Source organism: Arthrobacter sp. GQ119 (genome assembly GCF_059759125.1).
The window spans coordinates 164,775-188,360 of record NZ_JCAXEA010000001.1 but is presented as its reverse complement, the minus strand read 5'-3'; the positions used below and the strand labels follow the sequence as shown (position 1 = coordinate 188,360).

General features: G+C 67.8%; 17 protein-coding genes. 15 read left to right on the top strand and 2 right to left on the bottom strand.

The features are described 5' to 3' along the window. Window positions 1-199: 199 nt before the first annotated feature. The 11 genes from AC6CH3_RS00910 (at window position 200) to AC6CH3_RS00860 (ending at window position 15,731) form a co-directional block, all read left to right on the top strand. Complete coding sequence (locus AC6CH3_RS00910) at window positions 200-1,309, top strand: RDD family protein (RefSeq protein WP_498130649.1); 1,110 nt, start codon at window positions 200-202, stop codon at window positions 1,307-1,309. Next, a complete protein-coding gene (locus AC6CH3_RS00905; RefSeq protein WP_498130648.1) occupies window positions 1,306-2,175 on the top strand; it encodes a PP2C family protein-serine/threonine phosphatase in 870 nt (289 codons plus the stop codon). The genes AC6CH3_RS00910 and AC6CH3_RS00905 overlap by 4 nt, the downstream gene beginning before the upstream one ends. Beyond that, window positions 2,172-3,971: an FHA domain-containing protein gene (locus AC6CH3_RS00900; protein ID WP_498130647.1), complete on the top strand. Its 1,800-nt coding sequence runs from the start codon at window positions 2,172-2,174 to the stop codon at window positions 3,969-3,971. Before AC6CH3_RS00905 ends, AC6CH3_RS00900 begins: the two co-directional genes overlap by 4 nt. Continuing rightward, on the top strand, window positions 3,968-5,587 hold the full coding sequence (locus AC6CH3_RS00895) for a serine/threonine-protein kinase (protein ID WP_498130646.1): 1,620 nt from the start codon (window positions 3,968-3,970) through the stop codon (window positions 5,585-5,587). Before AC6CH3_RS00900 ends, AC6CH3_RS00895 begins: the two co-directional genes overlap by 4 nt. Before the next feature lie 60 nt (window positions 5,588-5,647). Then, a complete protein-coding gene (locus tag AC6CH3_RS00890; RefSeq protein WP_498130645.1) occupies window positions 5,648-6,352 on the top strand; it encodes an FHA domain-containing protein in 705 nt (234 codons plus the stop codon). After that, on the top strand, window positions 6,349-10,809 hold the full coding sequence (locus AC6CH3_RS00885; protein ID WP_498130644.1) for a type VII secretion EssC family protein: 4,461 nt from the start codon (window positions 6,349-6,351) through the stop codon (window positions 10,807-10,809). The genes AC6CH3_RS00890 and AC6CH3_RS00885 overlap by 4 nt, the downstream gene beginning before the upstream one ends. Window positions 10,810-10,899: 90 nt before the next feature. Continuing rightward, window positions 10,900-11,496 (top strand): hypothetical protein, encoded by a 597-nt coding sequence (locus AC6CH3_RS00880; RefSeq protein ID WP_498130643.1) that lies wholly within the window; start codon window positions 10,900-10,902, stop codon window positions 11,494-11,496. Between the two features lie 108 nt (window positions 11,497-11,604). Next, complete coding sequence (gene ligA / locus AC6CH3_RS00875) at window positions 11,605-13,854, top strand: NAD-dependent DNA ligase LigA (protein ID WP_498130823.1); 2,250 nt, start codon at window positions 11,605-11,607, stop codon at window positions 13,852-13,854. After that, window positions 13,851-14,666, top strand: coding sequence for an inositol monophosphatase family protein (locus AC6CH3_RS00870; RefSeq protein ID WP_498130642.1), 816 nt, complete (start codon window positions 13,851-13,853; stop codon window positions 14,664-14,666). Before ligA ends, AC6CH3_RS00870 begins: the two co-directional genes overlap by 4 nt. 84 nt (window positions 14,667-14,750) lie before the next feature. After that, the gene (locus AC6CH3_RS00865; RefSeq protein ID WP_498130641.1) at window positions 14,751-15,263 is read left to right on the top strand and encodes a GNAT family N-acetyltransferase; all 513 of its coding nucleotides are present in this window, start codon (window positions 14,751-14,753) and stop codon (window positions 15,261-15,263) included. An 84-nt stretch (window positions 15,264-15,347) separates the two neighbouring features. After that, window positions 15,348-15,731, top strand: coding sequence for a RidA family protein (locus AC6CH3_RS00860; RefSeq protein ID WP_498130640.1), 384 nt, complete (start codon window positions 15,348-15,350; stop codon window positions 15,729-15,731). Window positions 15,732-15,815: 84 nt separating this feature from the next. Here the strand turns inward: AC6CH3_RS00860 and AC6CH3_RS00855 are convergent, their stop codons facing one another. Together AC6CH3_RS00855 and AC6CH3_RS00850 are read right to left on the bottom strand one after the other, a co-directional pair. Continuing rightward, window positions 15,816-16,478: a response regulator gene (locus AC6CH3_RS00855; protein ID WP_498130639.1), complete on the bottom strand. Its 663-nt coding sequence runs from the start codon at window positions 16,476-16,478 to the stop codon at window positions 15,816-15,818. A 55-nt stretch (window positions 16,479-16,533) separates the two neighbouring features. After that, window positions 16,534-18,294, bottom strand: coding sequence for a sensor histidine kinase (locus tag AC6CH3_RS00850; protein WP_498130638.1), 1,761 nt, complete (start codon window positions 18,292-18,294; stop codon window positions 16,534-16,536). 233 nt (window positions 18,295-18,527) lie between these two features. Here AC6CH3_RS00850 and AC6CH3_RS00845 point away from each other — a divergent pair, with 233 nt between their 5' ends. The 4 genes from AC6CH3_RS00845 (at window position 18,528) to gatB (ending at window position 23,527) form a co-directional block, all read left to right on the top strand. Further along, window positions 18,528-19,991: a CitMHS family transporter gene (locus tag AC6CH3_RS00845; protein WP_498130637.1), complete on the top strand. Its 1,464-nt coding sequence runs from the start codon at window positions 18,528-18,530 to the stop codon at window positions 19,989-19,991. Between the two features lie 132 nt (window positions 19,992-20,123). Continuing rightward, window positions 20,124-20,420: an Asp-tRNA(Asn)/Glu-tRNA(Gln) amidotransferase subunit GatC gene (gatC, locus tag AC6CH3_RS00840; protein WP_400577968.1), complete on the top strand. Its 297-nt coding sequence runs from the start codon at window positions 20,124-20,126 to the stop codon at window positions 20,418-20,420. Window positions 20,421-20,426: 6 nt separating this feature from the next. Then, window positions 20,427-22,022 (top strand): Asp-tRNA(Asn)/Glu-tRNA(Gln) amidotransferase subunit GatA, encoded by a 1,596-nt coding sequence (gatA, locus tag AC6CH3_RS00835; RefSeq protein ID WP_498130636.1) that lies wholly within the window; start codon window positions 20,427-20,429, stop codon window positions 22,020-22,022. Continuing rightward, entirely contained in the window at window positions 22,022-23,527 is a 1,506-nt protein-coding gene (gatB, locus tag AC6CH3_RS00830; protein WP_498130635.1) for an Asp-tRNA(Asn)/Glu-tRNA(Gln) amidotransferase subunit GatB, read from the top strand. The genes gatA and gatB overlap by 1 nt, the downstream gene beginning before the upstream one ends. Window positions 23,528-23,586 lie beyond the last annotated feature (59 nt).

The following is a 23,586-nucleotide window of genomic DNA, read 5'->3' as shown; positions in this document are numbered from 1 at the left end:
CCCGAAGATTGGCGGCAGGAAGCCCGTGCAGACGAGGCGCTGCGGCCACTGCGGACAGCCGCTCCGTGCCGGGGCGAGCTACTGTGGCGCCTGCGGGGCGGCAACGCAGCCCGTAAGGTTTCCCGGTAGCATCAACCCCACAGGGCAGGGGGAACGGCACGGGGAGCGGCAGGGGGAGCTGCAGGGGGAAGGAACGGACATGGGAACCAAACTGGAGCTGGTCCCGGCGGCGCCCGGAAAGCGCCTCGGCGCCGCGGTGCTTGACTGGCTTGCACCGGCCTTGGTCCTCGTGGTCCTTTTTTCCCTCGGCTTCGCCAGCGTGACAAGTTCCCGCAGCGGCGGCTTCATCGTCTACGACACCGGAACACTTGCCCTGCTGGGAGGCATCGCGGTGGGCCTGACCCTCGTCTATATTGCCGTCCTCGCCAGCATTGAGGGCCGTTCCGGCAGCACTATTGGCAGCCGGGCCATGGGCATCCGCACTACGGACAAGGACGGTTACGCCCCGGGGACGGGCGCCGTTTTCCTGCGGGGAGCCGTCACCGGCGCCGGTGTGCTGCTGGCCGTTGCGGCCGCCGTCGTCGTGGTGATTTTCAAGTGGTTCGATGCCGCCCCGTTGATCCTCGGCCCACTGGCCCTCGTGGGGGCCGCATGGGCCGTCGTGGTCGTCGTCTCCAACTCCTGGGACAGGGAAGGTGGGCTCCAGGGCTGGCAGGACCGGGCCGCCAAAACGCTTGTTTTTGATGTGTCTGCCGGACGCAACCCAGTGACGACCGGCGGCATCCAGGGGCCGTACAGCTTCGCCCCGCTGGACCTCCCTCCTGTCCAGCAGGTCACTTCACCCGTGGCCGTGGCGGCCGGCGCCGCACACCGGCCCGGGCCCGCTCAGCCGGACTCCGGCCCGCCGGATGCCGGCCACCCTGACGATGGGCTCGACAGCACGCAGTTGCGCGGTTCCCGGCAGGAGGCACCGCCTGTGGCCGTGCTTCGGATAAGGCTCGACGACGGCCGCGACTTCCGGTTGGAGCGCAGCGTGCTGATCGGGCGCAATCCCGCCGCCGGTGCCGGAGAGTCCCAGGCACAGCTGCTGGCCGTCCCGGATCCAGGTCGGACCATTTCAAAGACGCACCTGCACCTGCTTACCGACGGCGCCGGCGTATGGGTCACCGACCGCAACTCGACCAACGGCAGTGCTGTCACCACACCGGACGGCGTACGCACCGCGTTAGTGCCCGGCGTCCCATCATTTGTCAGCCCCGGAACCACCGTTCATTTCGGGGACCGCACCTTCAACGTAGGACAGGCATGAACTCACAGCAGGCGGCCCGCACCGAATCGGCCGGCAGCAAGCCAGGCCTCCACCTGAGCTACGGCTACGGAACGGACCGCGGCCTTCGCCGCGAGCTCAACGAGGACTCCTTTATTGCGTCCGACCCTGTATTCGCCGTCGCGGACGGAATGGGAGGCCATGAGGCCGGCGAAGTCGCCAGCGGAATGTGCGTGCGTGCCCTGGCAACACTTCCGCAGCTGGCCACCGGAGAGCGGACAGCCACCGCCTCGGTGGTGCAGCAGTACCTGGCCATGGCGGACGACTCCATCCGCACCGCCACAGGATCCCGGGCGGGCACCACGCTGACCGGCGTGGTGGTGGTGGAGCAGATGGGCATCCCGTACTGGCTCGTCATGAACATCGGTGACTCCCGGACGTACCGGCTGAGCCAGGGCAGGTTCGAGCAGGTCAGCGTGGACCACTCGGAAGTGCAGGAGCTGGTGGACACCGGAGAGATCACCGCGGAACAGGCCACCGTCCATCCGCGCCGCCACGTCGTCACCCGGGCTTTGGGCACGGGAGATGAGACGGAAGCTGACTACTGGCTGCTTCCCATCGAGGAGGGCGACCGCATCATGGTCTGCTCCGACGGCCTCAACGGCGAACTCACAGACGACCAGATGTTTGACATTCTCAGCGCGTTCCCGGACCCTCAAGAAGCCGTGGACCAGCTGATCCAGGCTGCGTTGAGGAGCGGCGGCCGCGACAACGTCACGGTGATAGTCGTCGATGCCCGGAATGTCCTGAACGAGGACGGCGTCTCCACCACCGCACCGAGGACCTCGGCCGAAGCGGAGGACGAGGACACGCTGCCGCGCCACCCGGGAAACGGGGAAAGTGAATGACGGCAGCTAGCTACGCTCCCGGCAGCTGGTTCGGGATCCTCCGCTCGGGGACGGCAGTCATTTTGGGCCCGGAGTCGGAACCTGCCCTCGTCCGGAAGGTCTGGGACCTGCTGCAAGGCGGGCCTGAGGTACACGAGGTACTGCACGCTGTGACGGGCGGCCTGGGGGTGCCGCTGTCCCGCTGTCCCCAGTTCTGCATCATCGGCTTCCGCGAGTCACTGCGGGTTTTCCTCCGCGGCGACCTCGACCTGGCTGTCCACCTTGAGAGCGGCACCGTGGCGCTCGACGGCCGGAATGTCACCACGTGGACGGAGCGGTGGCTGGACTCTCCGGAGTGGTTCAGCCTGGCCATTCCCGGCGCGTCAGGCGGTCAGGCCGGCCTGCCGTCATCCGCGGCCGCTGAGCTGCCCGCCCTTGAACTGCCAGTTGGAGAGGGCGTGTTCCTTCTCCAGGCACTGCGGCTGGCCATGGCCGGGGACGGAACCGGTGCCGCGGCCGGTGCCGCGGCAGTGACCTTGGCGGCGGTGGAAGCGTCGTCGGAAACCATGGCGGCTCCGCCGGTGGCAACCGTCGAAGCGGCGGCGAGCCTGGAACCGGCCGTGGCCAGTGAAGCGGTGTCTGAGCAGGCAGAGTCTGGTGAGACGGTGTCGGAGCAGGCGGTGACTGAGCAGGCAGAGCCTGATGAGACGGTGGCTGACGAGACCGTATTCGATCAGACGCGGGTGGATGCTGTGGTGCCGGATGAGCCGCAGCAGGATGAGCTGCAGCCGGACGAGCTGGCGTTGGAAGAGGACGGAAGTTCCGCGGAGGTGCTGCAGCCGGCCAGCGAACTCACCAGTTCATACGACCATCTGTGGGACAAGACCGTGGTGCGCAGCATCGAGGGTGCGGCTGTGCGGACCGGTGAAGACGCCGATGAAGACCTTCCGGAGGCTGCAGCCGCATCACACGGTGCTCCTGACATTCCGGATGCCTCAGCGGATATTCAGTCACCGGAAAGCCCGTCACCGGAGAACCAGTCACCAAGTACCGGATACGCGGAGGCGGGCCTGGCGGCAAGCGCAGCGGCGGGAGGGCTGATCGATTCCGTGCCGTGGGCCACCCACAGTGACAGCGGGCAGCGTCCTCCTGCGCCGCCGTCGTTCACCCCAATGTCCGCCCGTCCCGAAACGGCCGCGGACAAGCCGCAGCCGGAACAGGTCCATCCGGAGGCGCCGGCCACTCCCGGCGACGGCGACCACGACGGCCAGACCGTTCTCAAGAGTGAGCTCAGGGCTGCGCCGGCCCAGCCACAAACCGCGTCCGGGGCAGCGCCGGGCGGCGGTCCGCTGGCCGCCGGTCCACTGGTGCTGGCCAGGGTATGCGCAGAAGGCCACGCGAACCCTCCCACCAACGGGCAGTGTTCCATGTGCGGTGCGCCGCTTCCCGACGTCGCTGTGCAGGTGCCCCGTCCCCGGCTGGGGCAGGTGCGGCTCTCCACCGGTGAAGTGATCGGACTCGATGAGTCACTTGTCATTGGCCGGCAGCCGTCCGTTTCCAGGGTGCAGGGCGGTGCCATGCCGCGGCTGGTCCAGGTGGCCAGCCCCGGCGGCGACATCTCACGGTCCCACATCGAGGTCCGGCTCGAGGGCTGGCATGTGATGCTGTGCGACCTCAAGGCGACTAACGGCACTGTGCTGGTCCGCGAGGGCCAGCCGCCGCGCCGCCTGGCCCAGAATGAAATGGCGATCGTCCTGGACGGGGACATCGCAGAACTTGGCGACGATGTCTCGTTGCGTTTTGAGGAGATTCTTTGAGTTCCAAGCGGCCGCCAGCCCCGCCGCCCCACATCCCCGGTTTCACGTACGTCAGCCTGCTCGGATCGGGCGGGTTCTCCGACGTCTATCTTTATGAACAGGACCGTCCACGCCGCAAGGTGGCCGTGAAGGTCCTGCTCTCCGGCCTCAAGACAGAAGGCGCTCGGCGCAGGTTCGAGTCCGAGGCCAACCTCATGGCGCAGCTGTCCTCGCACCCTTTCATCGTGACCATCTTCGAAGCCGAGGTCACCGAGGACGGACACTCCTACCTCGCCATGGAATACTGCTCGCGGCCCAGCCTGGACGTCCGGTACCGGCGGCAGCGCTTCAGCGTCGACGAGGTCCTGGCCATCGGCATCCAGGTGGCCTCCGCCGTCGAGACCGCCCACCGGGCCGGCATTGCGCACCGGGACATCAAGCCCGCCAACATCCTGGTCACCGACTACAACCGTCCCGCGCTGACGGACTTCGGCATCTCCGGCACGCTCGGCGGCGACGCGGACGAAGACGCGGGGATGTCCATTCCGTGGTCCCCGCCCGAACAGTTCCGTGACGGAAACGTCGACGGCGTCCTGGTGGATGTGTGGGCGCTCGGCGCCACCCTGTACACGCTGCTGGCCGGACGGTCCCCGTTTGTCCTGCCCGGCGCGGACAACTCCCAGCGCGAACTGATCTCGCGGATCACCAGCATGCCCGTGCCGCGCCTTGGCAGGGCCGACGTGCCCGAATCGCTTGAGCTCGCACTGGCAACGGCGATGGCAAAATCAGCGACGTCCCGCTATTCGTCGGCCCACGCCTTCGCCCTCTCGCTGCAGCGGATCCAGGCGGAGCTGAACCTCTCGGTAACACCGTTCGAAGTCCTGGAGGAGCGGCACCCGGAGGATGACCACACCGACGAGGGCGTGGAGGAGACACGGGTCCGGAACGTTGCCTCCATCGACCCCGAGAAAACCGGGAGCGGCCCGACTTTTCCGTCACGGACCTGGCCGCTGACCGGCGTGACGCCGCTGAATGGCGTGCCGCAGGGGCAGCAGGCCCCGGCTCCGCTGCCGCAGGCCGTCCCGCAGACCGCGGCATTCCAGCCTGCCGAACCGGAGCAGGGCGACTGGGCGGGGGCCACTGTCCTCCGGAGCAGCCGGACCCCGCAGGCAGAAGGACCGGAAAACCCGGAAAACCCGGAACCCAGCGAGGACCACGGGAAACGGAACCTCTGGCTGGCCATCGCAGGCGGAACGCTCCTGGTGCTGGCCGTCGTCGTGGGCATCATTGTCGCGTCGGCCGCGCCGCCGCCCCAGGCCCTGCCGAGTGAGCAGCCGAGCAAGCCGCCGGCCGACGCCCTGGACGACGGCTCCGTGCCGGACGTCGCCAAGCTCACGGGCAGCGCCAGAGCGGGCGGCAAGGTGCGGTTCACCTGGACCAACCCGCAGCCGAAACAGGGTGACATGTACAAGTGGCGGATCAAGACCGTCAAAGGCGGCGGGAACTACCTGTCAACCGCCGCGCGGAGCGTCGACGTGAGCGCCAATCCCGGTGAACCCACATGCGTGCAGGTGATCATCGTGCGCAATGACGGTTCGGCATCCCCGGCGGGCGAGGACTCCATTGCGTGCGTCTGACGCCGCGCACTGGCCCGAACAGCCAATGGGCCTGAACAGCTAATGAGGAGACACGGAAAAATGGGAGATCTTGCGGTAGATTTCTGCGGCGAGTGGTACGAGCCATCGGACGACGACGTCTTCAGCATCGGCCGTGAAGGGGACCTTGAGGTGGACGACAACCCCTACCTCCACCGCCGCTTCCTCCAGATTGCCAGGTACGACGGCATCTGGTGGCTCAGCAACGTCGGCAGCATGCTCTCGGCCACGGTGGCCGACGCCTCCGGCGGCATGCAGGCCTGGCTGTCGCCGGGCGCCCGGCTGCCCCTGGTCTTCAGCCACACCAACATCATCTTTACGGCCGGTCCCACCACCTACGAATTCAGCGTCCACGTGAAAACCCCCGCGTTCCGCCAGGAAACCCGCGGGGACGACACGGCCGGCGACACGACCATTGGCCCCGTCGTGTTCACCGACTCCCAGAAGGCACTCATCGTCGCGCTCGCCGAGCCCATGCTGCGCAGGGAAGGCACCGGATTCAGCGCCATACCGTCGTCCGCGGCCGCCGCAAAGACCCTCGGCTGGGCACTCACCCGGTTCAACCGGAAGCTGGACAACGTGTGCGACAAGCTGGACCGCGTCGGCGTGGCCGGCCTCAGGGGAGGGGGCGGCAAACTGGCCACCAACCGGCGTGCCCGGCTTGTGGAGCACGCCGTTACCTCGCACCTCGTGACCCCCGATGACCTGTACCTGATTGAAAAGATGAGAGGGGTCGACGAAGGATGAAAATCCGCCTGACGCTGCGCCGTGATCCCGCCGAAGCCAAGGACCTTGCCGTCACGGTGGATGGTCTGGCCACAGTGGCCGACATCGCGACGGAACTCTGGACCGCCGACCCCGGGCGGCGGAACGACCCGGCCCCGCCGAACCTCTCCCTCCGCATCGACGAGGCGTTCGTGGCCGGCGGCATGCGCGGCCTGGTGCTCAACCGCGGAGACCACCTGCTGGAGTCGGGATTGCGGCCCGGATCGGTGGTGTCCCTGACGCAGGTCAGCGACCAGTTCGGCATCCCGGGGACCGGCGGCCAGGGGGCGGGCCGGGGACCCGCCGCCGCCACACTCCGCGTACTGTCCGGGCCCGACGTCGGGCGCGAGTTTTCGTTGCCGTCCGGCGCCAGCTACATCGGCCGGGACCGCGACGCCGATATCCGGCTCACGGACCCTCTCACCTCGAAGCGGCACGCGCGCATCAGCGTGGGCGAGAGCGTCGAGATCGTCGACACGAACTCCGCCAACGGACTGCAGATGGGCGGGCTGCCCATCACCCGGGCCACGCTCAGCTCCTCGGACACGGTAACGCTCGGGGACACAGAGATCACGGTAGTGCCGCTGGCCCGCAGCGGCGCGGCAGCACCGACGTCGCCCCTGGTTGATTTCAACCGTTCGCCCCGGGTGGTGCCCCGGTTCGCGCCGGCCCGGCGGATCCCGCCCGCCGGACCAAAACGCCCGGACCACCACGCGTTCCCCTACATCATGCTGGTTGCCCCGCTGCTGATGGGGGCCGTCCTGTTCGCCGTCACGCAGAGCCTGCTCTCGATGCTCTTCGTGCTGATGATGCCGCTGTTCGTCGTCGGGCACTACGTGGACCAGAAACTGCAGAGCAAGCGGGAACGAAAGGAACAGCTCAAGGAGTACCGGGAGTCCATGGCCGCGTTCCGGCAGGAGCTCACCGCCCTGCAGCAGGTGGAGCGGGCCGTCCGGCTCCAGGAGGCTCCGTCGGTCAGCGACACCGTGGACTCCATTTACAAGCTCGGCCCGCTGCTCTGGACCCACCGTCCTGAGCACCCGGGCTTCCTCGGCCTTCGCTTCGGGCTGGGGACGGCTCCGTCGCGGATCCCGCTCGAGGAACCGAACACCGCGGAGACCGAGGCGGAGTTCCGGCTCGAAATCCAGGAATGCCTCCAGCAATTCCGGGAGATCGAGGGCGTGCCCGTGGTGTCGCAGCTGCGCTCCTCCGGTGCGTTCGGCCTGGCCGGGCCCCGGGGACTGGTGGACGATGTGGCACGTGGCATGGTGCTGCAGCTGGTGGGCCTCCATTCGCCCGCCGAGGTGGCCGTCGCGGCCATCACCTCCGCCCGTTCGCGGCAACGCTGGAACTGGCTGCAGTGGCTTCCGCACGTTGGCTCGAGCCACAGCCCGCTCGCCGGCGACCATCTCGCCACGGGCTCGGCCAGCGGGGCGAGCCTGCTGGCACGCCTGGAGGATCTGGTGGAATCGCGCGAAGCCGCGCTGCAGTCGCAGGGCCCCGGCCTCAGGCCGGGCATCCACGGCGACGACGGCGATGTTCCCGCCCCGGTGCTGCCCTCTGTGCTGGTCATCATCGAGGACGACGCCCCCGTGGACCGTGGACGGCTCACCCGGCTGGTGGAGCGCGGACCCGACGCCGGCGTGCACGTTCTGTGGGTTGCCACCGGCGTGGAGGCGATTCCCGCCGCATGCCGCGACTTCATGGAGGTCGACGGCGAACACGGCACCACCACCGGGCAGGTGAGGCTGGGGCGCCACACCTATCCCGTCAGCTGCGAGAGCCTCGATGCTGAACTCGCCGCCCAGCTGGCCCGCATGCTTTCGCCCGTCGTCGACGCCGGGAAACCCCTGGAGGACGACTCCAACCTGCCACGCGCCGTGTCCTATGCGGCGCTGATCGGCAAGGACTTCCTGGATAACCCCGACGCAGTGGTTGAACGCTGGCAGGAGAACAACTCCGTCCGGTCCACCGCCGTCGCGAACCGCAAGGACAACGGATCGTTGCGCGCCCTCGTGGGCTCCAAGGGCGTCGAGCCGCTGTACCTGGACCTCAAGAACGAAGGGCCGCACGCGCTGGTCGGCGGCACCACCGGTGCCGGTAAGTCCGAGTTCCTGCAGTCCTGGGTACTGGGCATGGCCACGGCCTACAGCCCGGACCGGATCAGTTTCCTGTTCGTGGACTACAAGGGCGGCGCCGCCTTTGCCGACTGCCTGCACCTGCCGCACACCGTGGGCCTGGTCACCGACCTTTCCCCGCACCTGGTGCGTCGGGCGCTGACGTCCCTCCGTGCTGAACTCCACTACCGCGAACGCCTGCTGAACCGAAAGAAGGCCAAGGACCTGCTGGCCCTGCAGCGCGACGCCGATCCGGACGCGCCGCCGTACCTGGTGATTGTGGTGGACGAGTTCGCTGCCCTGGCCACCGAAGTGCCGGAGTTCGTGGACGGCGTGGTTGACGTCGCCGCCAGGGGCCGGTCGCTCGGGCTGCATCTGATCCTCGCGACCCAGCGCCCGGCCGGTGTCATCAAGGAAAGCCTGCGTGCCAACACCAACCTCCGGGTCGCGCTGCGCATGGCCGATGAGGACGACGCCACGGACATCCTGGGGGTACCGGACGCCGCCTACTTCGATCCCTCCATTCCGGGGCGCGGCGCCGCGAAGACCGGTCCCGGCCGGATCCAGGGCTTCCAGACCGGCTACGCCGGCGGCTGGACCACGGAACGGCCGCAGCGCCCGCAGATCGACATCGTGGAGATGGCCTTTGGTTCCGGCCCCGCCTGGGAAACCCCGGCGCCGGAGACAGCCCTCAGGGAAGAACCCGCAGGGCCCAACGACATCGCGCGGATGACGGCCAACGTCATCCGCGCCGCGGACATGCTGGCCATCGAACCGCCACGCAAGCCGTGGCTGAACGAACTGGCCCTGACTTACGACTTCTCCCTGCTCCCCAACCCGCGCACCGACGAGCGGCTCCTGCTGGGCGTCGCCGACGATCCTGCCCGCCAGGACCAGCCCACGGTCTTCTACGAGCCGGACCGGGACGGCAACATGGCCATTTACGGCACGGGCGGCTCGGGCAAGTCCGCGGCCCTGCGGGGCATCGCCATCGCGGCCGCCGTGACGCCGCGCGGCGGCCCCGTGCACGTGTACGGCATCGACAGCGGTTCCGCGGGCCTGACAATGCTTGAGGAACTCCCGCACGTGGGCGAGATCATCGACGGCGATGACGCCGAGCGGGTGGGCCGTCTCCTGCGCTGGCTCCGCGACCTCGCCGAGGACCGTGCCTCCCGCTTCGCCGAGGTCCGGGCATCCACGATCGTGGAGTACCGGAAGCTGGCCGGCATGCCGGACGAGAAGCGCATCTTCGTGCTCGTGGACGGCATGTCCGCATTCCGGGAGGCCTACGAGTACACGCGGCTGTCCGGGCTGTGGGACATCTTCCTGCAGCTGGCCACAGACGGCCGTCCCCTGGGCATCCATCTCATTGTTGCCGGTGACCGGCCCAACTCGGTCCCGCCGTCGTTGCTTGCCTCCATCCAGCGGCGGCTGGTGTTGCGGCTGTCCTCCGAGGATGACTACATGAGCATGGACGTCCCGAAGGACGTCCTCGGCAAGGCCTCGCCTCCCGGTCGCGGCCTCCTCGGCAACCACGAAGTGCAACTGGCCGTTCTGGGCGGCAACTCCAACTTGGCCCTGCAGGCCCGGGAGGTACACAAGCTCAGCGAGGCCATGCTTCGTCAGGGCGTGGAGCCGGCCCCGCGGATCGAACGGCTGCCGGAGCAGGTGGACCTGGATATCCTGCCCGCCGGACGGACGGACCAGCCCGTGGTCGGCGTCGACGACGAGACGCTTCAGCCCGCAGTCCTCCTGGCCAAGGGCCCGCTGCTGCTTGCCGGCCCGCCGGGCTCCGGGCGGACCGTGGCGCTCGTGACGCTGGCCTATGCGCTGCGGCGTTCAAACCCCGACACCGAGCTCGTGTACATCGCCTCGCGGAGATCCGCGGTGGCATCACTGCCGGTCTGGAACCGTTCGCTGGTGGGGGCCGACGACGTCGAGGAGGCGGTCGAGGCACTGACCGACCATTCCTCGGCCAACCCGGGGAAGCTGGCCATCTTCATCGAGGGACTTACGGAGTTCACGGGCACCCTCGCCGAATCGGGCGTGGAGCGGCTTGTCACGGCTTCGATCAAGGCCGACCAGTGGGTCGTGGGTGAATCCGAGACCTCCACCTGGTCCTCGGCATGGTCGCTGGCCCAGCCGTTCAAGTCCGGACGGCGCGGACTCCTGATTAACCCGGGTGACATTGACGGCGACAGCCTGCTCAACACATCGCTCGGGCGGGTCAGCTCTGACTTCATTCCCGGCAGGGGCTACATCGTGGGCAGGGGCAAGGTGCGCAAGCTTCAGATCGCCCTGCCACCGGAAAACCGGCAGTGAGGGATTTGGTTGTCCCAAAAGGCCTGTAGGAAAATACCCAGGACAGACACTCGGTGCGGGGAGTCCTGCGCGCGGGAGCAAAGGTGACCCATGACTAGAACTCATTTCCTGCCGACCGCGCTCGTGCTCGGACTCGCTGCCACAGCGCTGGCCTTCGTCGCGCTGGCAGCCGGTGCGGGGGCCGCTCAGGCCGGTCTGCTGTGCCTGCCCACACAACCGTGCGCGACCGGTTCGCCGACGCCGACAGCCGAGCCTTCGCCGGCGCCGCCGCCTGCAAAGAAGCCGCCAGCGCCCGCACCGACACAGCCGGTGGCTCCGGCCCAGCCTTCCGTGGATCCGGCTCCGGCTGTCCCCACCACAGAGCCCGCTCCGACCGCGCAGGCCACGGGGCGAACGACGGCGACTGCGGCACCGTCCACTACTTCCGCCCCCACGACGGCGGTCCCCACCACGGCCAGTGCCGCGCCGAGCCGTTCCGATTCCAGCCCGACGGCCGAGTCCAATTGGAACAAGCCGATTGAATCGCCCACGAAGGCGAGCCACGCTGCTGCCGTCAGCAAGGACGATCAAGGCCCGGACGCCGGAACCCTGAGTGTCTTCGTCATCACCGGAGGGGTCCTGCTGGTGGGCTTCGGCGTCCTCGTGCTCGCGCTGTGGACCAGGAACCGCCTCGCGGGCCACTGGTAAGCCTGACGGTTCAGGCCCAATGTCCGGGGTGTAAGGCAAGATAGGTCTGTGAGCACAGCATCAGGTCCCGCAGAAACGGCAGCATCCGGAACCGACCAGGCATCCGGAATTGACCAGCTCGAGCCGGAAGCGATTCCGTCTGAGTCGGTCCGCGACGAATACCAGAACCTGGCGGATCTCGTCAGGAAGTACCGGTTCGCCTACTACCAGGAGGACGAGCCGCTCGTATCCGATGCGGAGTTCGATACCCTGTTCCGGCGGCTGGAGGAGCTGGAGGCGCTCCATCCCGAACTGGTATCCAACGATTCACCCACCCAGGAAGTGGGCGGGGAAGTGTCGGCGGCGTTTGCAGCCGTCGAACACCTGCAGCGGATGTACAGCCTGGAGGACGTGTTTTCCCTCGAGGAGCTGGAAGCCTGGATCGCCAAGGCGGAGGCGGGCATCACCAAGATTGGAAGCCCCGCAGCGGCGTGGCTGACCGAGCTGAAGATCGACGGCCTGGCGGTCAATCTGCTGTACCGGGACGGCAAGCTGGTCCGGGCGGCCACCCGCGGTGACGGCACCACCGGTGAGGACATCACCCACAATGTGCTCACCATCAAGGAAATTCCGCAGCAGCTCAGCGGCAGCGGGTTCCCCGCCGAGATGGAGGTCCGCGGCGAGGTGTTCATTCCCTCCAAGGCTTTCGCTGAGTTCAACGAGGCACTGATCGAGGCTGGAAAAGCGCCTTTGGCCAATCCGCGCAACGCGGCTGCCGGCTCGATCCGGCAAAAGGACCCCGCTGAGACCGCCAAGCGCCCGCTGAAGATGTTCGTCCACGGGATCGGCGCCCGCGACGGCCTTCCGAGCGCCAGCCAGTCCGAGACGTACAAGCTGCTGGCGGAGTGGGGGCTGCCCGTCAGCCCGTACTTCGAGGTGCTCGGCAGCCTGGCAGAAGTCCTGGAATTCATCGCCAAGTACGGGGACAAGCGACACAGCCTGCTGCATGAGATCGACGGCATTGTGGTGAAGGTGGATGACTTCGCCACCCAGCGTGCCCTGGGCTTCACCACGCGTGTTCCGCGCTGGGCGGTGGCCTACAAGTACCCGCCCGAAGAAGTTCACACCAAGCTCCTGGACATCGCGGTGAACGTCGGGCGCACCGGGCGCGTCACGCCGTTCGGCATCATGGTGCCGGTGAAGGTGGCAGGATCCACCGTTGAAATGGCCACCCTCCACAACCAGGACGTGGTCAAGGCCAAGGGCGTGAAAATCGGCGACATCGTGGTCCTCCGCAAGGCCGGGGACGTTATTCCCGAGATCGTGGGTCCGGTGCTCGCCCTGCGTGACCAGCAGCATCCGCCGGTGCGCGACTTCGTTATGCCCACCGAGTGCCCGTCCTGCGGCACCCCGCTCGCCCCGGCGAAGGAGGGCGACGTCGATATCCGCTGCCCCAATGCGCGGTCCTGCCCGTCCCAGCTCCGCGAGCGGGTTTTCCACCTCGCCGGCCGGGGAGGGTTCGACATCGAAGCGCTGGGCTGGGAGGCCGCCATCGCACTCACCCAGCCGGCAGAGCCGGATGTCCCGCCGCTCACCACCGAAGCCGCCCTTTTCGACCTGACGCCGGAGGATCTCGCCCCGGTGAAGATCCGGCGCGAAAAGCGGACCAAGGGTGTGGGCACGGGAGAGTACGAACTCGTGCCCTACTTCTACAGCAAGGGCACGGCCAAGTCCCCGTCCAAGCCCACCGCAACCACCGGGAAACTCTTCAAGGAACTCGAAAAGGCCAAGACCCAGCCGCTGTGGCGCGTGCTGGTGGCCCTGTCCATCAGGCACGTCGGCCCCCGCGCATCCCGTGCCCTGGCCAACCACTTCGGCTCCATGGGCGCCATCCGGCAGGCCTCGGAAGAAGAACTGGCCGGCGTTGACGGTGTGGGCCCCACCATCGCCGCCGCGCTCAAGGAATGGTTTGCCGAGGACTGGCACGTCGAAATCATCGACCGCTGGGCCGCTGCCGGCGTGCGCATGGAGGATGAGCGGGATGAATCCACGCCGCGCACCCTCGAAGGGCTGACCATCGTGGTCACGGGGACGTTGGAACACTTCAGCCGCGACGAGGCCAAGGAAGCCATCCTGGTCCGCGGCGGCAAGGCGGCCGGTTCGGTGTCCAAGAACACCAGCTACCTGGTCGCCGGAGACAACGCCGGGACCAAGATGGACAAGGCGGAACAGCTGGGCGTGCCCGTCCTCGACGAGTCCGGATTCCGGGAACTGCTGGCAAACGGGCAGAACGGCGCCGGTGCCAACGGTGACAATGACCGTCCCGCCGGTGACTCCGAGGAAGCATCCGCCGGCCTGGACGGGAACGGCGCCGAATGAGCCCGGACGTGAACGAGTTGCTTGAGGTGGCAAAGGCGGCGGCTGCCGCCGGTGCCGAGGTCCTCTCCACGCGCCAGGACTCAGCCCTGGCGGACGTCAGCAATAAGAGCGCCGCAGGCGACTGGGTGACGGCCTTCGACGTGGCGGCCGAGAAAGCGGTCCGGGACGCCATCCGCTCCGCCCGTCCGCAGGACATCATCACCGGCGAGGAACAGGGCACCACGCGCCCCGAGGATCCGAGCGGTCTCCGCTGGTCCATTGATCCGCTGGACGGGACCACCAACTTCATCCGCAACATCGTCTACTACGCCACCTCCGTGGCAGTTGCCGACGCCGACGGCGTGTGGCTGGCCGGCGTCGTCAACGCCCCGGCGCTGGGCCGCGTGTATTACGCCTCCCGAGGCCACGGTGCCTGGCTCGAACACAACGGCAGCCGGACCCAGCTCACTGGACCCGTGATTGGGCGCCAGGGGCAGATCCTTGCCACGGGCTTCAGCTACGATCCCGCCACGCGGGAGGACCAAGCCAGTCTCCTCGGCGGTCTCATGGAGGGTTTTGCGGATATCCGAAGGCTCGGCTCCGCGGCCTTGGATCTGTGCCTGGTGGCAGACGGCACCCATGACGCCTTTGGTGAGCGTGGCCTCAACGAGCACGACTTTTCGGCGGGGGCGCTGATTGCCGAGGAAGCGGGTTGCTGGGTACGCAGGCCGCGGCTGACCAGCCCGCTGGACGGCGGACCGTCCGACGAGGAGCGGCTTGCGGCGTGGACGTGCGCGGGCACGCTGGAGCTTTCCGGCAAATTCCCGCTCTGACACGACAGCAGGCGGGGTGATAGTTCAATCACTGAAACGCCTGTTTCGCGCGGGGCATCCGGCAGCCGGAACTAGCATTGACAGGTGCAGCCGCAGATCATTGTCCGTCCAGCCGTCCCCGCCGACTACGAGGCGATAGCGCGCATTACCCGCGACTCCTACCTGGCGGCGGGATACTTTAACAGCGCAGACCACCCGTACATGAGGCAGATCCAGGACGTGGCCCGGCGCGCGGCGCAGGCAACCATCTGGGTCGCCGAGCGGGACGGGCAGGTCGTGGGCTCGGTGACACTGGCGGTTGCCGGCGAGCCGTATGCGGACATCGCCCTCGACGACGAACTCGAATTCCGGATGCTCGTGGTGGACCCTGCGGTGCAGCGCAGCGGCGCGGGCCTGGCCATGGTCGAAGCCATCATCGAGCACGCCAGGTCGCTGGACGGCATCCGCGCCGTGGCCCTGACCACGGGCAGGACCTGGGAGAGCGCCCACGGGCTGTACCGGAAGACCGGATTCCGTCGTGTTCCCGAGCGGGACTGGTTTGTGCCGGACACCGACATAAAGCTGCTGGTTTTCCGGCTGGACGTCCAGCCGACCTAGAGTGGTGCCGACTCATTCCTCCGGCCCATTTCCCACCGCTGCGAACGCGGCCGGCGGGCGTGCGGCCCCAGCGAAAGGCGCACCATGCGCAAGACCTTCGGCACCGGCTCCGTCTGGGAGCAGACCCTCGGCTATTCCCGCGCGGTCCAGGTGGACAACACGCTGTACATCTCTGCCACGTCGTCAAGCGGCGAGGACGGCATCGTCGGCAGCGACTTCTATGAGCAGACCAAGTACATCCTGCAGAAGCTGGAAAAGGTCCTTGCCGACGCCGGCTTCGGCCTCGGCGACGTCGTGCAGTCCAAGCTCTACGTGACCGATATCAGCAAGTGGGAAGACGCCGGCCGTGCCCACGGCGAGGTCTTCGGCGAGATCCGCCCCACGCTGTCCCTGGTTCACGTGCTGCCGTTCCTCGATCCCGAGATGCTCGTGGAAATCGAACTGGTCGCACAGAAGAGCGCCAGCTAGCACCTACACCCCCCGCGCGAACTGGCAGCTAATGCCCTCAAATCCCGGTTTTGAGGGCATTAGCTGCAAGTTCGCGCTACTTGGTTAGGAGGAGGGGAGGCCGTAGCGGTGTTCGGGCCGGCCTGTGGTCCCGTACCGGAGCTGGATTTCGACGGAGCCGTCATCCGCCAGCGATGAGAGGTACCGCTGGGCGGTGGCCCGGGACACCCCGACGCGCCCGGCGACGTCGGCTGCGGAGTACTGTTCGCCCGGCACCAGTGATTCCAGCACTGCCGCTTCAGTGGCCGAGCGCGGCCTGGCCGACGGCGAAACTTCCCCCGGAATCAGGGCGCGTTTGGCCCGTTCCACCGTGTCCTGGTCCAACGCCCCCGGCTGGCCGAGGATCCGCCGGTACCGGGCATAGGACCGAAGCTGCTGGGAGAGAGACTCCGCGGTGAACGGCTTCAGCAGGTATCCGAGTGCGCCGCGGCGGAACGCCGTCCGCAGCGATGCGGCATCGGAGGCCGCGCTCAGGATCATCGTGTCAACGTCCAGCTGGTGCAGGAGATCCAGGCCCGAGGCGTCGGGCAGGTACACATCCAGCAGCACCAGGTCCGGCCGCAGGCTGTGGATGGATTGCAGCGCCAGTGAGGCCGAGCCGGCCGGCGGCAGGGCTAGAAATCCCGCCACCGAATCCACGTAGGCGGCATGGAGCTTTGCGACGTGGAAGTCGTCATCCACGATCAGCACCCGGAAATCCTCAGACATCATCGTCCTATCGTCGTGTCTCGTTCATATGGAGGTTTGCCTGTCACGCGGCCCGTCAGTCCTTGCCGGAATTGGTGGTACCGGGGAGCGTCGCCATGAACACGGCGCCGGGTCCGCCCGCGCCGCCGGGCTCCAACACCCGGACGTCGCCGCCGCGGCGCCGCGCCAGCTGCCGGGCGAGAGCCAGCCCCAGGCCCTGGCCGCCTGCGGAGCGGACGGGTCCCCCTCCGGAGCGGACGGGTCCACTTGCGGTGCAGACCTGGCCCGCCGCCGTCGTAAATCCCTCGGCAAACACGGCCTCCGGATCAGTTCCGCCCGGCAGCCCGTCGCCTGAATCCGCGACGACGATGTGCAGGGTCCCGCCGTCGTCCGACGGTTCGTCGAGGAGTTCAAGTTCCACCCACCGCTCGCCGGCCGAACCGGCGACGGCGGCGTTCACCGCGTTGTCGATCAGGTTGCCCAGGACTGTGGTCACGTCCTGCGGTTCCGTGACCTGCCCGCGCACCAGGGTCTCCGGCCCGATCCGGAGCGCCACGCCGCGCTCGTCCGCCTCCACGCCCTTCGCGCCAACGAACGCCTGCAGGTACGGGTCCTGCAGGAGCTCTGCCTGGTCCACCGGGAATTTCAGCGGCCCGGTGGCGGCAAGCTTCTCCAGATATTTACGTGCCTGCTGGTGCTGGCCGATGCTCATGAAGCCGGCGATGGTGTGCAGCTGGTTGGCGAACTCGTGCCGCTGTGCGCGGAGCGCCGTGGACATGGTCCCGACGGCGTCCAGCTGGCGCGTCAGCTGCTGCAGTTCGGTGCGGTCCCGGAGCATGACCACCCAGCCGAGGTCCTCCTGGCGGTGCAGGGCCTTGCGGGCGCTCGCCACCAGGACCCTGCCGCCGGCGATCAGCTCCACGGCTTCGCCCTCCCTGGCGTCGGCTTCGGTCAGCGCCCTGAGCTGCGGGGGAACCGGTGCCCCGGACCACAGCGTGCCGGTCAGGTCGGGCTGCCCCAGGAGCCGCTGCGCTGCGGCGTTGAAGACGCTGATGCGGCCGTCCGCGGAGACGCCCACCACGCCCTCGTCCACACCTTCCAGCACAGCCACCTGGTCATGCACCAGCGTGCTGATCTCCTCCGGTTCCAGGCCGAGCGTGAGCCGGTGCAGCCGGCGCCGGAGCAGGAACGAGGCCAATACACCTGCCACGAGCGATCCCGCCGCCGTCACGGCGATGGGCACGATGTCGCGCCGGAGGCTCTGGCCAATTGTCTCGGTGGAATAGCCCACGCTGACTTCGCCCACGACCGTGCCGGCGGCACCGGCACCAGCGCCACCGGCGCCGGGTTCCGCACCCGGTGCGAAAACCGGCACCTTGGCGCCGGCCGACGGGCCCAGCGTCCCGGTGTTGCGCGTGGTGACCTCGTGGCCCGCCAGCGCCTCCGAAGGATCCGTGCTGACGCGTTCGCCGAGCCGGTCGGCCTCGGGGTGGGCCAGCCGGAGTCCCGTTTCATCCGTGATCACCACGAACAGGGCGCCGGTCCGGTTGCGTGCACCTTCCGCCGCCGCCATGAGCGGACCGGCAAACAGCCGGTCCCGCGGGGGAGTGCCTTCCTGTCGGCTGATCTGCGCAACGTCGGCGCGCACTGAAGGGTCCGAGGCCACGGTCCGGGCAAGCGTGAGCGCCTGGTTTTCCGCCTCGCGCCCCAGACGTTCGTAGGTCAGCCAGGCGTGGACGGCTGCGCTGAGGAGCACGACGAGGAGCACCACGCCCAGCTGCAGCAGCAGGGTCTGCGTGGAGAACCGCAGCGGCAGGCGCCGGGACGGTGCGGTCATGGCGCTCCTCCTCGACGCAAGAAAAGGCAGGCAGGGCTGCCAAGGACGTGGGTAGACATTACCGGCTTGTGCGCAGACGGTCCGGGCGGGGCCGTGAGCAGAATGCGCAAAATGCTCCCAATAAGCAGTATGCCAATCAATTGAGCCAAAGGCACTGCCGTGACCCGGGCCACTCTAACGTCTGTAGTGCGCATCACATCGAGGTGGTGCCGTTCATTAAAAAGGAGCCGGCCGTGCTGGTATTACTTGGATTCGCCATGATCGCGGTATTCATGGTGCTGATCATGACGAAAAAGTTGACGCCAGTGCTGGCGCTCATAATTGTCCCCACCGTTTTCGGGCTGTTTGCAGGCGCCGGCCTCGGCATCGGCGACATGGTCATGGACTCGATGAAGTCCATGACCTCCACCGCCGCCCTGCTGATGTTCGCCATCATCTACTTCGGCCTGATGATCGACGTCGGGCTGTTCGACCCGCTGGTCCGGTTCATCCTGCGCAAGCTGGGCAATGACCCCGCCAAGGTTGTCCTGGGCACCGCCCTGCTCGCTGCCGCCGTGTCCCTCGACGGCGACGGCTCCACCACGTTCATCCTCACCACCGCGGCGATGCTGCCGATCTACCTCCGCCTGAAGATGAGCCCGGTGGTCCTCACCTGCGTGGCCGGCCTGGCCAACGGCACCATGAACATCGTGCCGTGGGGCGGTCCCACGGCCCGCGCCGCCACCGCCCTGAAAATCGACGTCAACGACGTCTTCGTCCCCATGCTCCCGTCGCTGCTCGCCGGCATCGCCGTCGTCCTGGCCTTCGCCTGGCTGCTTGGCATCCAGGAGCGCAACCGGCTCCGCGCCACCCAGCCGGAAATCTGGGGTGTCCCTGAAACTGCTGAAGGGTTCGACGGCGGCACCGCCGGCGGCGGAACCGGCCGCGGCGGCAAGGTCTCCGGCCCTGCCGGTGTGGCCCCCGCCGGCCTTTCTCCTGAAGGCTCGTCCGTGGCTGTCCTGGAACGCACCGAGACACTGGTCGACGACAGCGACACCGCCATGGCGGACACGGCACTGGACCCGAACCGCAAGACCCTCCGTCCCAAGCTGCAGTGGTTCAACCTGGGCCTCACCGTCGCCGTGATGGGCATGCTCATCGCCGACCTCGTGCCCCTGCCGTACGTCTTCATGGTGGGCTCGGCCATCGCCCTGCTGGTGAACTTCCCCCACGTCAAGGACCAGGCCAACCAGCTCATCGCCCACGCCCCGTCCATCGTTGCCGTGGTGAGCATGGTCATGGCCGCCGCAGTGCTGACCGGAGTCCTCACCGGCACCGGCATGGTCGAGGCCATGTCCGCCTGGCTCGTGCAGATCATCCCCTCGGACATGGGGCCGCTCATGGCCGTCATCACCGGCGTCCTCAGCATCCCCATGACGTTCTTCATGAGCAACGACGCCTTCTACTTCGGTGTGCTGCCCGTCCTCAGCGAGACCGCCGCCCACTACGGCATCAGCGCCGCCGAGATGGCCCGCGCCTCCATCACCGGACAGCCGTTCCACATGCAGAGCCCGCTGGTTCCGGCAATCCTGCTGCTGGTTTCGCTCGCCAAGGTGGACCTCGGCGACCACCACAAGAAGGTGCTGTGGCGCAGCGCGGTGGTCTCCCTGGTGATGCTTGCCGTCGGGATGCTGACCGGAGCCATCGGCATCGGCTAACCTGTAGCTGCCCGCGGCACGCCGCGCGGCCGGATGTGCCCGCCTGGAGCCCGCTGGGGGTCGTCAGGCGGGCACTGACGTTTGCCCACTAGACTGGATCGGAAAACAATTCGAACTTTGCAGGGGAGATCCATGGCTGCGATCAACCGTGACGACGTCGCGCACCTCGCGCGGCTCGCGCACATTGAGATGAGTGCTGAAGAGCTGGACAGGATGGCCGGCGAGCTGGCCGTCATCGTAGATGCGGTGAAGTCCGTCAGCGAAGCCGCCGGGGACGACGTTCCGGCCACCTCACACCCGATTCCGCTGAACAACGTGTTCCGCGAGGACGTGGTGGGGCACACCTTCACCGCCGAGCAGGCACTCTCCGGAGCTCCGGATTCCGATGAGAACCGTTTCAAGGTCCCGGCCATCCTGGATGAGGCATAAAAACAGATGACTGAAAACAACAGCACCGAGCTGATCCGCCTCACCGCAGCCCAGCTGGCCGCCAGGCTGGCCGCCCGGGAAGTCACCGCCGTCGAGGTTGTCCAGGCCCACCTGGACCGCATCGCCGCAGTCGATGGCGGAGACCGCGGCGTCCACGCATTCCTGCACGTCAACACCGAAGAGGCGCTCGCCGTCGCCGCCGAAGTGGACGCCATCCGCGCCGCCGGCGGCGCTGCGGCCGACGAACTGCACGAGCTTGCCGGCGTTCCCATCGCCGTCAAGGACCTCATCGTCACGGTGGGCCAGCCCACCACGGCCGGATCCAAGATCCTGGAAGGCTGGCACAGCCCGTACGACGCCACCGTCGTGGAGAAGCTCCGCGCCGCAAAGATGCCCATCCTGGGCAAGACCAACCTGGACGAATTCGCCATGGGTTCCTCCACGGAGCACTCCGCGTACGGCCCCACCCGCAACCCCTGGGACCTGGACCGCATTCCCGGCGGCTCCGGCGGCGGCTCGGCGGCCGCCGTCGCCGCTTTCGAAGCACCGCTCGCCCTGGGCACCGATACCGGCGGATCCATCCGCCAGCCGGGCGCCGTTACCGGAACCGTGGGCGTGAAGCCCACCTACGGCGGCGTGTCCCGCTATGGCGCCATCGCCATGGCGTCCTCACTGGACCAGATCGGCCCCGTGTCCCGCACCGTCCTGGACTCGGCGCTGCTGCACCAGGTCATCGGCGGCCACGACCCGCACGACTCCACCTCGCTGCCCGACCCGCTGGCCGACCTCGTCGCCGCCGCCCGGCTGGGCAACGTGGACGGCATGAAGATCGGCATCATCAAGGAACTCCACGGCGAGGGCTACCAGGCCGGCGTCGAGAACCGCTTCAACGAGTCCCTCGAGCTGCTCAGGCAGGCGGGCGCGGAAATCGTCGAGGTCTCCTGCCCCAACTTCAAGTACGCCCTCGGTGCGTACTACCTCATCATGCCGTCCGAGGCCTCCTCCAACCTGGCCAAGTTCGACGGCGTCCGGTACGGCCTGCGTGTGCTTCCCGAGCAGCCGCCCATGACCATTGAGCGCGTCATGGGGGCCACCCGCGCCGCCGGCTTCGGCGACGAAGTCAAGCGCCGTGTCATCCTGGGCACCTACGCCCTCTCCGCCGGCTACTACGACGCCTACTACGGGTCGGCGCAGAAGGTCCGCACCCTGATCCAGCGCGACTTCGAGGCCGCCTTCGCCAAGGCCGATGTCCTGATTTCCCCGACGGCCCCCACCACGGCCTTCAAGCTGGGCGAAAAGCTGGACGACCCCCTGGCCATGTACCTGAACGACGTCGCCACCATTCCGGCCAACATGGCAGGCGTTCCCGGCCTGTCCCTGCCCGGCGGCCTCGCCGATGAGGACGGGCTGCCCGTCGGCATCCAGCTCCTGGCTCCTGCCCGCGAGGACGCGCGCCTGTACCGGGTGGGCGCCGTGCTGGAATCCCTGCTTGAGGAGAAATGGGGCGGTCCGCTGCTGGACAAAGCTCCCGAACTGCCGGCTCCCGAACTGCCGGCACCTTCCCTCGCCGAGACTGTTACGAGCCACGGAGGTTCACACTGATGTCCGATCCAATCCTGAGCTTCGACGAGGCCATGGAGAAGTATGATCCCGTCCTGGGGTTCGAGGTCCACGTGGAGCTCAACACCAAGACCAAGATGTTCTCCTCCGCCCCCAACGTCTTTGGCGATGAGCCCAACACCAACGTCAACGAAGTGGACCTCGGCATGCCGGGCGTGCTCCCCGTGCTGAACAAGACCGCGGTGGAGTCCTCGATCAAGATCGGGCTGGCGCTGAACTGCAAGATCGCCGACTACTGCCGCTTCGCCCGGAAAAACTACTTCTACCCGGACACCCCGAAGAACTTCCAGACGTCCCAGTACGACGAACCGATCGCGTACGACGGCCACCTGGACATCGAGCTCTCCGACGGCACCGTGTTCCGCGTCGAAATTGAGCGCGCACACATGGAGGAGGACGCCGGCAAGCTGACCCACCTCGGCGGCTCCGCCGGCCGCATCCAGGGCGCGGACTACTCGCTCGTGGACTACAACCGCGCCGGCGTCCCGCTGGTGGAAATCGTGACCAAGCCCATCGAGGGCGCCGGGTCCCGGGCCCCGGAGCTGGCCAAGGCCTACGTGGCCGCGGTCCGCGAGATCGTCAAGAACCTCGGCGTGTCCGACGCCAGGATGGAACGCGGCAACGTCCGCTGCGACGCCAACGTCTCACTGCGCCCGCACGGCCGCGAACGCTTCGGCATCCGCTCCGAGACCAAGAACGTCAACTCGCTGCGCGCCGTCGAACACGCCGTCCGCTACGAGATCCAGCGGCACGCCGCCGTGCTGGAATCCGGTGAGCCGGTGATCCAGGAAACCCGCCACTGGCACGAGGACACCCGCACCACGACGTCCGGCCGGGCAAAATCCGACGCCGATGACTACCGCTACTTCCCGGAACCCGACCTCGTTCCCGTGGTCGCCTCACGCGAATGGGTCGAGGAACTGCGCGCCACCCTGCCCGAGCCTCCGGCGGCCCGCCGCAAGCGGCTTCAGGCGGACTGGGGCTACTCGGACCTCGAATTCCGTGACGTCGTCAACGCCGGCGTGATGGATGAAATCGAGGAAACCATCGCCGCCGGTGCCACGGCCTCCGTGGCACGCAAGTGGTGGATGGGTGAGATCGTGGGCCGTGCCAAGAACGCCGACGTCGATCCCGGCCAGCTCGGCGTCCAACCGGCCACCATCGTTGAACTGAGCAAGATGGTGGAAGACGGCAAGATCAACAACAAGATGGCCACCGCGGTGCTGGACGGCGTGCTCGCCGGTGAAGGCACCCCGACCGAGATCGTCGAGAAACGCGGCCTCGCCGTCGTGTCCGACGACGGTCCCCTCCTGGAAGCCATCGACGCAGCCCTCGCCGCACAGCCCGACGTCGCGGACAAGATCCGCGGCGGCAAAGTGCAGGCCATCGGTGCCATCGTCGGCGGCGTCATGAAGGCCACCCGGGGACAGGCCGATGCCGGCCGCGTCCGCGAACTGATCCTGGAAAAGCTGGGCGTCAGCGCCTAACGCTTTCACCCAACTGGGTGGCAGTTAACGTCGTTTTGAGGGCTCAGAACGACACCTAC

Excerpts from the sequence above, each read along its gene's own strand:
- AC6CH3_RS00910 (WP_498130649.1), top strand. The coding sequence starts at position 200 with ATGGGAACCAAACTGGAGCTGGTCCCGGCGGCGCCCGGAAAGCGCCTC.
- AC6CH3_RS00905 (WP_498130648.1), top strand. The coding sequence starts at position 1,306 with ATGAACTCACAGCAGGCGGCCCGCACCGAATCGGCCGGCAGCAAGCCA.
- AC6CH3_RS00900 (WP_498130647.1), top strand. The coding sequence starts at position 2,172 with ATGACGGCAGCTAGCTACGCTCCCGGCAGCTGGTTCGGGATCCTCCGC.
- AC6CH3_RS00890 (WP_498130645.1), top strand. The coding sequence starts at position 5,648 with ATGGGAGATCTTGCGGTAGATTTCTGCGGCGAGTGGTACGAGCCATCG.
- AC6CH3_RS00885 (WP_498130644.1), top strand. The coding sequence starts at position 6,349 with ATGAAAATCCGCCTGACGCTGCGCCGTGATCCCGCCGAAGCCAAGGAC.
- AC6CH3_RS00880 (WP_498130643.1), top strand. The coding sequence starts at position 10,900 with ATGACTAGAACTCATTTCCTGCCGACCGCGCTCGTGCTCGGACTCGCT.
- AC6CH3_RS00870 (WP_498130642.1), top strand. The coding sequence starts at position 13,851 with ATGAGCCCGGACGTGAACGAGTTGCTTGAGGTGGCAAAGGCGGCGGCT.
- AC6CH3_RS00860 (WP_498130640.1), top strand. The coding sequence starts at position 15,348 with ATGCGCAAGACCTTCGGCACCGGCTCCGTCTGGGAGCAGACCCTCGGC.
- AC6CH3_RS00855 (WP_498130639.1), bottom strand. The coding sequence starts at position 16,478 with ATGTCTGAGGATTTCCGGGTGCTGATCGTGGATGACGACTTCCACGTC.
- AC6CH3_RS00850 (WP_498130638.1), bottom strand. The coding sequence starts at position 18,294 with ATGACCGCACCGTCCCGGCGCCTGCCGCTGCGGTTCTCCACGCAGACC.
- gatC (WP_400577968.1), top strand. The coding sequence starts at position 20,124 with ATGGCTGCGATCAACCGTGACGACGTCGCGCACCTCGCGCGGCTCGCG.
- gatA (WP_498130636.1), top strand. The coding sequence starts at position 20,427 with ATGACTGAAAACAACAGCACCGAGCTGATCCGCCTCACCGCAGCCCAG.
- gatB (WP_498130635.1), top strand. The coding sequence starts at position 22,022 with ATGTCCGATCCAATCCTGAGCTTCGACGAGGCCATGGAGAAGTATGAT.